The following is a 12,758-nucleotide window of genomic DNA, read 5'->3' on the forward strand; positions in this document are numbered from 1 at the left end:
GCCGGAGTTAAGCCCGGCGGGGCAGCTGTCGCTTAAAAGATATAGCCGCAGATTTATTTTTCTTTCGCAGGACGTGAAACGTAATGACTTCAACGCATACCCGCTACGAACCCTGGCTGCAGGCGATGCTTAGCGTCGCGCGCCACTATCGTCTGGATTTCTCCGAGGAACACGTTCGCGTGGGCATCAATCAGGAGAGTCAAAGCCCTCATCATCTGGTGCTGGAAGATATCGCTCGCCAGCTTGGGCTCGCCATGCGTACCGCACCGGCAGACGTTTCGCTTATCGATCCGTGGCGACTGCCGCTGGTGGCCGAGTTTACCGACGGGCAAATGGCCGTTTTGACCCGTATGGATAACTATGGGCAGATTAGCGTGCAGCTCAGCGGAGACGGCGGGCTGGAAACCGTCGTTAGCCGTGACGAGCTGGCAAAGCGCCTTAAAGGCATTATTCTGCTGCGCCCGCTGAACTCCATTCCCGATGCGCGCGTGGACGATTACGTTAAGCCGTATCAGAAAAACTGGTTCTGGACGCTGGCCCTGAAAGACTGGAAGCGTTACGGAGACATCATGCTGGTGGCAATGGCGGCCAACGTGCTGGCGCTTGCCGGGATGATTTTTTCGATGCAGGTATATGACCGCGTCGTACCTTCCCAGTCGGTACCGACGCTCTGGGTGCTGTTCGGCGGGGTGATGCTGGCGATTATTTTTGAATTCACCATGCGTATGCTTCGTGTACACATTGCCGATGTGGTCGGCAAGCGGGCCGACCTGCGTATTTCTGACCGGGTTTTTGCCCGCGCGCTGCGCATTAAAAATAACGCGCGGCCAAAATCCACCGGCTCGTTTATCTCGCAAATCCGCGAGCTGGAATCGGTGCGCGAGTTAATTACCTCCACCACCATCAGCACGGTTTCGGATATCCCGTTCTTCCTGCTGTTTGTCTTTATCCTGTGGCTTATCGGCGGCCCGCTGGTGTTTGTGGTGCTGTTGGCTATTCCGCTGTTGCTGATCCCCGGCCTGCTGGTACAGCGCCCGCTGGCGCAGCTTTCCAATGAAGGAATGCGCGAGTCTGCTATCCGCAACGCAACGCTGGTTGAAGCCGTGCAGTCCATCGAAGACATTAAACTGCTGCGGGCGGAACAGCGGTTCCAGAATCAGTGGAATAACACCAACGACGTGGCGGCGGCGGTAGGCATGAAGCAGCGCTGGCTGACCAGCATGCTGATGACCTGGACTCAGGAAGTGCAGTCGATTGTTTACGCCGTTGTGCTGCTTGTCGGCTGTTATCTGGTTATCAATGGCGATATGACCACCGGTGCGCTGGTGGGAACCTCGATCCTCGCATCTCGCACTATTGCGCCGCTGGCGCAGATTTCCGGCGTTCTTTCGCGCTGGCAGCAGGCGAAAGTCGCGCGCAAGGGGCTGGACGACCTTATGCAGCGCCCGCTTGACGATCCCGAGCAGGGTAAGAAAGTGCATAAATCTCACCTGCGGGGCAATTATCAGCTCAACTACGCCGCGTTTTATTACGACGAAGAAGAGAAGGTTAACGACCTCGATATCGCCAGGTTGACCATTCAGGCCGGGGAAAAGATTGCGCTGCTGGGCCGCAACGGGTCGGGGAAAAGCACGCTATTGCAGCTGCTGGCAGGAATGCAGACGCCGCAGCATGGCCAGATCCTGCTAGACGATATTAGTCTCGGCCAGCTGGATACCGCCGATCTGCGCCGCGATATGCATCTGTTGAGCCAGCAGGCCCGGCTGTTCTTTGGCTCGGTACGCGACAACCTGACGATGGGGCGCCCGCTGGCGACCGACGAAGAGATCCATCGGGCGCTGGTTCTTAGCGGCGCTCTGAGCTTTGTGCAGAAACAGAAAAATGGCCTCAATTATCTGATTACCGAAGGCGGCGCGGGGCTGTCCGGCGGGCAGCGGCAGGCGCTTTTGCTGGCAAGAGCCCTGATAACCCAGCCGCAGATCCTGCTGCTTGATGAGCCAACGGCCTGGCTGGATGAGGTGAGCGAGCGGCAGCTGATTGCTAATCTTGGGGGCTGGCTCGGCAACCGAACGATGGTGGTGGCGACTCACAGAATGCCGATTTTGCAGCTTGTTGACCGCATTATCGTGCTGGATCAGGGCCGTATCGTCATGGACGGCCCGCGTGACAAAATTCTACAACAGCACGGCATGATGGAGAAAAAGGCCGCGCCGCGCCGTACCGCAACTCTTAAAACGGCCGAAGCCACGGAGGCACAGGCATGAATGACATCACGCGTTATAACAGCCGCCTCAAGGAGCCTGCGCTTCCTCGCTCCAGCCTGGTTGTCTGGGCCCTGGGGCTGATGCTGCTGGTTTTTGTTGTCTGGGCAAACTTCTTCACCCTCGATGAGGTGACAACAGGTTCGGGCAAAGTTGTGCCTTCCGCCCGTGAGCAGGTCATTCAGTCGCTGGAAGGCGGGATCCTCTACAAGCTCGAAGTCCATGAGGGCGATATTGTGGAACGCGGGCAGGTCCTGGCCCAGCTTGATCGCACCAAAACCGAGTCCGGCGTGCAGGAGAGCGAATCACGTTTACACGCCGCGATAGCAACGGCTTCTCGTTTAAAAGCCGAAGTTGGCGGTACGCCTCTGACTTTCCCTGACATTCTGGCAACCGACAGCGAGCTGGTCAGCCAGGAGACGGCCTTATACGAATCACGCCGTAGCAGCCTGGAAAAAGGGGTTGCTGGTTTACGCGAGGCCGTGGCGCTGGTGCAGCGGGAGTTGGCCATGACTCAACCGCTAGTTAAGCAGGGAGCGGCCAGCAGCGTTGAGGTGCTGCGCCTGCAAAGGCAGAAAAATGAGCTGCAAAACAAAATTACCGAAATGCAAAACCAGTATTACGTGCGCGCGCGTGAAGAGCTGGCAAAAACCAATGAAGAAATAGAAACCCAGCGCTCGGTTATGCGTGGGCGAACGGATTCCCTGACCCGGCTGAAGTTCACCGCGCCGCTGCGGGCTATTGTGAAGGGCATCGAAGTGACCACCGTTGGCGGAGTGATCCCGCCGAACGGCAAGCTGATGACGCTGGTTCCGCTTGATGACCAAATGCTGATTGAAGCGAAGATCTCCCCGCGAGACGTAGCGTTTATCCATCCGGGGCAAAAGGCTTTGGTCAAAATAACCGCTTACGATTACTCCATCTACGGCGGGCTGCAGGGCGTGGTTACGATGATTTCGCCTGACACCCTTCAGGATGAAGTGAAGCGGGACGTTTACTACTATCGGGTTTACATTCGCACCGACGCCAGCCAGCTTGAAAACCGCGAAGGAAAAGCGTTCCCGATCTTCCCGGGTATGATAGCGACGGTAGATATTAAAACCGGCAGCAAATCGATACTCGACTATCTGCTGAAACCGCTGAATAAGGCGAGAGAGGCGCTGCGGGAGAGATAATAGAAAAGCCGGCTTTATGCCGGCTTTTCTTACACTTCACAAGGATTGATATTAAGCCCGTAAAGGATAAATGAGAAGTAATACCCAAAATAAGATTCGGCCATTTCAATAAAGCTCTGATGAATTTCCAGCAGACCTTCATTATCCTCGCTGAATAGCCCGGCTAAGATGCCACAGTTAATAATGCGGCGAAGATGCATGCGCGAAATTGACAGCTCTTTTGCCGTTTTATTGTAGTTGGGCTGTAGCCACCAGCGGCCATTTTCATCCTGGCGGGCGTTAAGTAATATTCTTAACATGATAATATGCCCGGCATCTTTATCGACAAACATCGCGCTGTTGTCTACCAGTCGGCTCAATATTACTTCATCAAATAACAGCCCGGCGCTGCGACGGAAAAACTGTGTGAAGGTTGCCTCATCTTCCAGAGCGTGAATCGAAAGCGTATTTTCCGGGAGTAAAAGTTTCAGCGAAGGTATGGAAATTTGCATATAACTGCGCGTTTCATTGAGGCCTTTTTCGCTGGGGGTATAGAGCAAAACCCGGCGGTCATCCTCGCTTTTTTCCAGCGTCATACGCCCGGTGATGCGCAGCAGAGTCACCAGCGAATTCACGGTGTTCAGGCTGGTTAACTCCATTCTCACGCAAAACTCTTTAATATCCGCCAGCACCGCACGACGGTCGCCATAGTGGAAGCAAAGCAGCGCCAGCACAACATGAAAGCGGGAGCTTTGCAGAATAGTTTTATAAAATAGCGGCTGCTTTTTATAAGTAACTAACAGTGAGTCATAATGATGCCGCATAGCCTCCCGAAATCGGGGGTGGCTTTTTATTTTCTGACTGTATGTTGCTATGGTGTTTTGAAGTGGATGGTAGGTCATAATTATTTATTGTCCCGGTCTTTCAGTTACGGGGGATCGAACCCATAAAATGAGTGCCAGATTGAGGTTTTGTAAGGCCAGATAACAAATGGCCTGATTATTATTAAATGGTTTGCAAACCGTCTGGCAGTATATCACTAGTTGCCTATAAATAAAAAAGATCGTCTCGGAATTATTTGATCTTTACTTTTTCGTGACTAAAAATGCTTATTTTTACTCAGGTAATATTTTGTTTCATTTTGCGGAAAAAATTATTCCGACAGCGGAAAAGAAATTTCATTAGGGGCCGTTTTATTTGCCTGGATATTAATCAATTGGTTATTTAATCGGATATTTTTCAGCGGAGAATCTGTTCTGAGAGGCGTTTATGGCGCTGAAGAAAACGATTTTTAAACCTTCATCTCATGTGCTATCGTAAGTTACATGAGTTGTTAAAGCCGTGAACCGAGGCAGCCTGATGAACGATACCAATGACATTTTTAACGCTGAGTTTTCGCGCCACTACGACGTCAGTAACCAGCGGCTGAAGGAAATTTCGGACAACCTGCACCTGCTTATCTCATTGCTGCTGCGAGATTTTCCGGCTGATTCGCATGTGCTGTGCGTGGGTGTCGGCACCGGAACAGAGATAGTCAGGCTGGCAAAAGAGCACCCGACATGGCGTTTTACCGGGGTTGATCCTTCGCCGGATATGCTGGCGGTATGCGCTGAAAAACTCGAGCGGGAAGGGCTGAGCGAGCGCTGCGAATTGATTGTTGGCCATGTGGATGATGTTCAGCCGCAGAGCGAATTCGACGTGGCGCTTTGCCTGCTGGTGGCGCATTTTATCCAGCACCCACGGCGCGGCGGAATTTACCAGCACATTGCTGACAGGCTGAAGCCAAACGGGCAGTTGATAGCGGCCGAGATAGCCGGTGATATGCAGGACCCGGCTTTTAACGGGCAGTTGAAAAATTGGGTAGCGTTGCAGCAGGCGTTCACCCAGCGCCCGCGCGATATCGAAGAGGTTAAGGCTGAGCTAAACCGTCGCCTGCTGCTACTTGCACCGCGGCAAACGGAGGCGCTGTTGCTGGAAGCGGGTTTTGCGAGCAGCGTCCAGTTCTTTCAGTCGCTGCTTATCCACGCCTGGCAAGCTGTTAAGTCTGCGGAATAAAAAGTGGGCGCTCGTTGCGGAGCGCCCCTGTTAACTACTTCCCGTCCTTATCCGCCGACTGCACCAGGGTTGGCGTTTCGTTAAAGAAGTTCCACGGTTTCAGCAGGGCATGTACCCATTCCGTTGGCATGATTGGCCACTCTTCGGCACGCGCAATATGCGTGGTGCCGGTGGTCAGCCAGACTACATTATCGCTGTTTTCCAGCGACTGGTTGTCTTTGGTATAGGCTCCCAGCCCGGTATCGTGGGCGGAGCGGTTAGGGTATTTGCCTTCTGAATAGCGTTCATCCGGGTTATAGCGGGTCACCCACAGCTGTTTATCCATAAAACTCAGGCGGTGGTAAATCCATTCGTCCGGAGCAAATTTCGCGCCGGTGGCCACCGGATGAGTGCCTCCCGCATAAGGGATCAGTTGATAAGAAACCGGGTTGCCCATGCGGTTTTCTTTATTAGGATTGCTCAACAGGCGCACGGTACCGGGGTCAAATTTCTGGGCCGCATCCTGCTCATTTTTAATCGCATATTCATCGATCTGCATGGTGCTGGTGCGTGGCCCGCCGCTGGTATTTGGCTTCACTACCGGATCGATAGCAGTCAGGCTATTATTTTCGCCATCAATATCCAGGCCCAGGCGGAAGTTATAAATATGCTGGTGGGTGGTGCCGACGATATTGTGGTCAATCAGCGTGCCGTAGCGCGTATCTTCCTTCGCGCTGGCATCGTGCATGGTTTTAGCCTTCACGCCTTTTACCGCTTCAATGCCCGTAGCGCCCGCGTCGATACCGATGGTGCCGTTCTGGTGGAATACCCAGTCAAAGATATAGTCGTAGTTGCCGACGGTACTAATCCAGCGCACCACCAGTTCGCGGCGTTCGCTGCTGACGTTCGGCTGGCCCATTTCCTGATGCTTGTACTCCGGCCCGGCATAGCGCTCAAAAACGGCGATAGCGCGTGGTATCGTGGTTGGTTTACCTGTGTAATCGGCAATGGTTTCATCCAATAAAACCGCATTGCCCGGTGCGTCCTTACCGCGTGCTATTGGCGAGGTCAGCGTGCCCATGCCGTAATCACCTGCATCCAGATAGGCCTTGAAGTACCAGCCGATATCCGGGTCGCCATATGGCACAATCATCCCGCCCAGCGAACCTTCATACATTATTTTGCGTTTGGTGCCGTTGTCGTTATAGGTCACGGTAGAGATGATTGGCCCGACGCGGGAATTGAGGCGCAGGTGAAAATCCCAGTTTTGCCAGCGGATGGTGTCGCCGGTAATGGTGTAGTTTTTGCCCTCCGGTTCGATAATTTCCAGCGGTTTATGACTCGGGGCAGCGCGGTCGCGCCCGTCATAAGGGCGCGGTGTCATCGGTACCGGGATAGTCGGGCCTTCTTCAATCTTGATGATTTTCTTCTGCTCGAGGTCTACCACTGCGACCAGATTTTCAATCGGATGCGCCCAGTAGTTCCCGTCGCCAACGTCAAGATAGCTGATGACCTTCAGCAGACGCTGATCCTGCTTCAGGCCGTCTTTACCGTCAAAATAGCCAACCGTGAGCGGGGTGGTCACCACTTTAGACGGATCGTTAATACCGCGTTTTTTCACCGCCTCGGCAAATTCTTTACTGCCGTTGATTATTGACTGTACGCTGGCAAAATCGTCCAGCAATACCATGCCGTGAGCACCCTCTATGGGCTTCCATGAATTCACTTTTCCGGCGCTTATATCCACCGTGGCCTCAATAATATGGCGACCATCGAGCATAATGACATCGGCCTCGCGTGGCTGACTCACGCTGGTGCCGTCCATCACAAACTTCCATACCTGTTCTTTAGGCGGCTCGCGCAGTGAAATCTCGGTAAAGCGGATATTGGCTTTGTACTCCGCCGCTGTTTTGATTATCTCCACCGTTTTATTAATTTCATCGGCGCTGAGGGAATTAAGCGGGTGTGGTTTTTTCTCTACGGCGAAGGTTTGATCCAGCCCGGACTGGAAAACTTCATTGATAAAGCCTTCGGAGATAAACGCCGTTTTGTCTTTAAAGATAACCGGCACTTCAAGTTTCAGCGTTTTACCGTTAACCACCGCCGTGGTGGCGTTTGGCTTCACTTTTACATAAGCGCCGTCTTTGATGAGGGTAAACATTTGCGCGTAATCGTCCCACTGGACGTCCGCGCCAAAATCAGCGAGCGTTTTCTGCATGGGCACCATATGCGCTTCGCCGCCGTGGGCGAAGGCTGGGGCGTTAACACCGGCAGAGGTCAGGAGCGCAATGGCCAGCGCCAGCGCTTTTTTTCCAGTTTTAATTGTCATCACGTTCTCACCTTCAGAGTGTGTTGTGTTGTTATCTGCATGCTGGATAAAGAGTGTCGGATCCAACATAACAACTTCCGTTGGCGCTTCCCTTGTCGTGCCTGCCAACCGTTTTGTTGTGGTTGCCAGAATGCGGATTTGGAGAGGGAGAGCTATTCGCCCGGATCTGTTCCGTTCACCCGTCCGGCGGAATCTTTTGCCCCCTCGCCCCTTTGGGGTGTACGTTCCGGGGACATAGTAGACAGATGTTCGGGGACATAGTGAACACCTTTTAACATCTTTTACCCATGATGATCGACCGGTTCTTCAGGTCGATCATTCCCACTTTCGTGCTGTACCACCACACCTCATAACAACCGTCCTCACCGCTTTCCTTCAGCCCCACTCGCTCTCCCCTGAACGCTTTGCCCGCTTTCAGGCTGATACCTCTGATGCTCAGGCTTCCACTGATATCCACTTTTCTTACCGCCACGCCGTCATCGTACTCCGGCCCGGGAGCATCGCTTCTGTACTGTCTGGCCGAAGGCTGATAGCGCGAACCCGGGACCGCCATATTCAGTCCCTCATGCGGGCGTTCAAAGTTATAGACCTCCCGCCAGTGGTCAAATACCCGCTGGAGCTGGTCGCTGTCCGTGAACCATTTCCCCTGCAGAACCTCCGCCTTCAGACTGCGGTGAAAACGCTCGAGCTTGCCCTGCGTCTGGGGATGATAAGGCCGCGAGTGCCCCACCCGGATACCCTGACGCATCAGCCACAGCTCCAGCGCGGTCCAGGTCCCGGTGGTGTCTCCCCAGGGCGCCCCGTTATCCATGGTCATCCTCTCCGGCAGGCCATAGCGCTCAAACACCTTTGTCAGATGTGACTGCACGGTCTCACGCCGCTCGTTGTCGCAGTGCGTCAGGCAGAGTGAAAACCGGGAGTGGTCGTCCAGCAGCGTGAGGGGATGGCTGCGCCCACCGGCGAAGGGAAAGTGTCCCTTAAAATCCATCTGCCAGAGGGCGTTCGGCCTGCCGTGTTCGAAGCGACCGGCAGAGGGGATACCCGGCGGTACACCGGGTAGCAGGCCGTGACGGTGCATCAGGTTGTGCACGGTACTGACGGCAGGAAGGTGGTGCCCCTGCGCTTCCAGCCAGGCCTTAATCTTGCGGGCTCCCCAGCGGGGATGGGCCAGGTGTGCCTGCTGTAACAGGTCAGCCACCTGAGCGGCGGTGGCGTTGGGAGAATGATGGGGAGCCCGTGAGCGGTCAGCGAGGCCGGGAAGTCCGGCCTCGAGAAAGCGGCAAAGCCACTTATATCCGGTGGCGGGCGCGATGCCGAAGTGGCGACAGAGCGCCCGGATGTTAGCCCCGTCCTGCGAGGCAAAGTGAACAAACTCGTGACGTAATGACATGGTATCTCTCGCATCCCAGGGCATAAGCGACTCCGGAAGAGGGTTCTTATGCCGTAGTTGTAAGTGTCTACCATGTCCCCGAACAAGTGTTCACCATGTCTCCGGTATGTACATGGGGAGAGGGCCGGGGTGAGGGGGATAATGAGAGCTGGAGGCAAAAGCGTGGTACTTGTTCCGGCTTAAATCGCCTCAGTTTTCTCTCCGACTGACCAGGGTCCGAACGCCGGGAGCGGGCGGAGGCTGTGAGCGTCGGGAACGCATCGCAGCCGACCCAGGGCTGGGAGATAAAACGGAGGTTTACCGCTTGCGGCGATTTATCTCGCCGGGAGTCCGGGTTCTCAGGGGAGTGACGGTGATTCCCCTGAGACGTTCACCGGTTCGGTGGCTGCATATAAAGCAGATCTGGAAGTGAACGGAATCATCTTCGGGCGTGTATAAACGTCTGTAATCAGAAAAGATAATCTCTGTGAGCGCGGCTATGTTCCGTTCACCCGTAAATCTGTTTTCTCTGCACGCGCAGAGAACGGTGAACGTGTCAGGGGGAAATACGCCTTTCCCCCTGACCACCCCCGGCGCCGGCAAGCTCATCGCCGCTAAAGCGGTAAACCCCCGGCTATCACCCAAACATTCGGGGTCGTTCGCGATCCGTTCCCGACGATCGCTCTCTTTTGCTGCTCCCGGCAGCTCAACCCCGCCTGAAATGGGTCAAAGCCGGGGGCGCTGAGAGCCGGGGACAAGGGCGTGGCTGCGAGACTTAAAGCAACACTGACTTTCAGGATGGCTGCGAGATTGAAGCGCGGCACTTGTTCCGGCTTAAATCGCCTCCGTTTTCTCTCCGACTGACCAGGGGCCGAACGCCGGGAGCGGGCGGAGGCTGTGAGCGTCGGGAACGCATCTCAGCCGACCCAGGGCTGGGAGATAAAACGGAGGTTTACCGCTTGCGGCGATTTATCTCGCCGGGAGTCCGGGTTCTCAGGGGAGTGACGGTGACTCCCCTGAGACGTTCACCGGTTCGGTGGCTGCATATAAAGCAGATCTGGAAGTGAACGGAATCATCTTCGGGCGTGTATCAACGGCTGTAACCCGGAGAGATAACTTCCGCAAGGTTGGTTATGCTCCGTTCCCCACGATCGCTCTCTTTCGCTGCTCCCGGCAGCTCCACCCCGCCTGAGTTGGGTCAAAGCCGGGGGCGATGAGAGCCGGGGACAAGGGCGTGTTGCGGAATCTAACGCAATCTGGTACTGGCGATACAAATCTATTTTTGCCCCCTCGCCCCTTTGGGGAGAGGGCCGGGGTGAGGGGGATAATGTGCGTCGGGAACGCAGCTCTGCGAGAAGCAGAGCTGCAAGGTGAGTAAAACTACAAGGCGAAATCACCGTGTAAACGGGCCACTAAAGTAAGAATCGAATAGCGGGCGACAATCTGCTGATGCTGGTTGGTGATATCCACCGCCCATTCCACCACGCCAACCGGCTTATCTTCCGCGCTTTTCTGTGGCTTTGCCGTTTTGCGTTTGCAGGTCAGGCGCACCTGAATGGTATCGTCAATTTTGACCGGCTCGATAAAACGCAGGTTTTCCATGCCGTAGTTGGCGATAACCGGGCCTACGCCTGGGTCAACAAACAGCCCGGCTGCGGCAGAGACAACAAAGTAGCCGTGGGCCACGCGCTCGCCAAAGAAAGATTCCGCCGCGCCTATCTTGTCGGTATGAGCATAGAAACGGTCGCCGCTGAGGTTCGCGAAGTTCGCAATATCGGCTTCGGTAATCGTGCGGCGGGCTGTAAGAATACTTTCGCCGACGCGCAGTTCTTCAAAGTGCTTGCGGAATGGGTGAACCGCATCTTCCTGAACTTTAGCGCCGTAGTTCCACTGCTGGCTGATGGCCGCCAGCATCGTCGGGCTGCCCTGAATTGCCGTACGCTGCATATAATGCTTCACCGCCCGCAGGCCACCTAGTTCCTCGCCGCCGCCTGCTCGCCCGGGGCCACCGTGAACCAGCATTGGCAGCGGCGAGCCGTGGCCGGTAGATTCGACCGCTGACTCCTGGTTGAGTACCTGAATTCGGCCATGCGCGCGCGCCGCGCCAAGAATAAATTCGCGGGCGATTTTCTCGTCGGCCGTAACCAGCGTTCCGGCAAGGCTACCCTGGCCTGCGCGAGCCAGCGCCATGGCGTGGTTCATATCGCGATACGGCATAACGGTTGCCACCGGGCCGAAGGCCTCAAGCTCATGTACCGCAGGCATTTCGTCCGGCTGCTGACAGAGCAGCAGGGTTGGCGGGAAGAATGCGCCGCGCAGCGAGGCATCAGCCTTGCCGCCGAGCACAGCTTCGCAACCGGCCTCGACAAGTTGATCGACTCTGCGCTGAACGTCCTCGCGCTGCTCCACGCTGACTAATGCGCCCATGCGCACGCCTTCCACTGCCGGATCGCCGGGCTGAATTTTTTCCAGTTTAGCTTTCAGGGCACTAACCACGGCATCAAGCTGCTTGTGGGGAACAATGATGCGGCGGATGGCGGTACATTTCTGGCCGGATTTGGCGGTCATTTCGCGGACTATCTCGCGAATAAACAAGGCAAATTCAGGCTGCTCCGGCGAAACATCCTCCGCAAGCACGCAGCAGTTAAGCGAGTCTGCCTCCATGGTGAACGGGATGGATCGGGCGACAATATTTGAGTGACAACGTAACTTTTGGCCGGTGCTGGCGGAGCCGGTGAAGGTCACCACATCCTGCTCGTCCAGCTGTTCGAAAAGGTTGCCAACGCCTCCGCAGATCAGGCTGATAGCGCCGTCCGGCACCAGGCCAGACTCAACAATCGACTTCACCATGGCATGAGTCAGCTGCGCGCTGGCGGTGCCGGGTTTGATGATGGCTGGCATACCCGCGAGCCACGTCGGTGCCAGTTTTTCCAGCATGCCCCAGCAGGGGAAGTTAAAGGCGTTGATGTGCAGCGCCATGCCGGATTTTGAAGTCAGTACGTGGCGGGCGGCAAAGCCTCCTTGTTTTGACAGCGGAATTAACTCATCTTCCGGCCAGAGGATGTCGTCCGGCAGTTCGCGGTTGCCCATTCCCGCATAGGCAAAAAGGGTAGCAATGCCGCCTTCGATATCGACCCAGCTATCTGCTTTGGTTGCGCCGGTCTGGTAGGAAACCTCGTAAAACGCCTCTTTGTTTGCCATCAGATGTTTGGCAACCGCCTTTAGCATCGCCGCTCGTTGAACAAAGGTCATTTCCTGAAGCGCTTTGCCGCCTTGCTCTATGGCAAAGCGGCGCGCCTGCGCCATATCCGCACCTTCGCTGGTGACCTGCCACAAAGGTTCGCCGCTAACGGCATGAAAAATAGTTCTTTCTTTACCGTGACCGATAAACCACTGCCCGGCCAGATAACTGGTTAACTGTTGCATCACACTCTCCATGATTCACTGCATTTAATTCATATAATGTTTGTTTTGTGAATCATAAAAATCAAGTCGTAATTTAATAATTTATTAACAATGTGATTTTGTGTTTTATCCGTCATTAGGTTATCTCAATGATAAATAGACATTTGTAGATATTTATCGTGATAAGCCTCACAAACGTGTGGTGA

7 protein-coding genes are annotated in these 12,758 nt (G+C 55.0%); 3 read left to right on the plus strand and 4 right to left on the minus strand.

Translation table 11 applies throughout. The features are described from left to right. Positions 1–83: 83 nt before the first annotated feature. Entirely contained in the window at positions 84–2,264 is a 2,181-nt protein-coding gene (locus ACG1VR_RS11005) for a type I secretion system permease/ATPase (RefSeq protein WP_016536615.1), read from the plus strand. Further along, the gene (locus ACG1VR_RS11010) at positions 2,261–3,436 is read left to right on the plus strand and encodes an HlyD family type I secretion periplasmic adaptor subunit (RefSeq protein ID WP_395490928.1); all 1,176 of its coding nucleotides are present in this window, start codon (positions 2,261–2,263) and stop codon (positions 3,434–3,436) included. The genes ACG1VR_RS11005 and ACG1VR_RS11010 overlap by 4 nt, the downstream gene beginning before the upstream one ends. 29 nt (positions 3,437–3,465) lie before the next feature. Here the strand turns inward: ACG1VR_RS11010 and ACG1VR_RS11015 are convergent, their stop codons facing one another. Further along, entirely contained in the window at positions 3,466–4,239 is a 774-nt protein-coding gene (locus ACG1VR_RS11015) for a hypothetical protein (protein WP_016536613.1), read from the minus strand. A 535-nt stretch (positions 4,240–4,774) separates the two neighbouring features. Here ACG1VR_RS11015 and ACG1VR_RS11020 point away from each other — a divergent pair. Next, complete coding sequence (locus tag ACG1VR_RS11020; protein ID WP_395490929.1) at positions 4,775–5,470, plus strand: class I SAM-dependent methyltransferase; 696 nt, start codon at positions 4,775–4,777, stop codon at positions 5,468–5,470. Between the two features lie 34 nt (positions 5,471–5,504). Here ACG1VR_RS11020 and tynA read toward each other — a convergent pair whose 3' ends face one another. The 3 genes from tynA to paaZ form a co-directional block, all read right to left on the minus strand. After that, positions 5,505–7,778: a primary-amine oxidase gene (gene tynA / locus ACG1VR_RS11025; protein WP_395490930.1), complete on the minus strand. Its 2,274-nt coding sequence runs from the start codon at positions 7,776–7,778 to the stop codon at positions 5,505–5,507. Between the two features lie 271 nt (positions 7,779–8,049). After that, positions 8,050–9,192 (minus strand): IS481 family transposase, encoded by a 1,143-nt coding sequence (locus ACG1VR_RS11030; RefSeq protein WP_395488908.1) that lies wholly within the window; start codon positions 9,190–9,192, stop codon positions 8,050–8,052. Between the two features lie 1,335 nt (positions 9,193–10,527). Continuing rightward, the gene (gene paaZ / locus ACG1VR_RS11035; RefSeq protein WP_395490931.1) at positions 10,528–12,573 is read right to left on the minus strand and encodes a phenylacetic acid degradation bifunctional protein PaaZ; all 2,046 of its coding nucleotides are present in this window, start codon (positions 12,571–12,573) and stop codon (positions 10,528–10,530) included. Positions 12,574–12,758: the final 185 nt, after the last annotated feature.

It is taken from the genome of Cedecea davisae (assembly GCF_044095835.1).
Lineage (GTDB): Bacteria > Pseudomonadota > Gammaproteobacteria > Enterobacterales > Enterobacteriaceae > Cedecea > Cedecea davisae.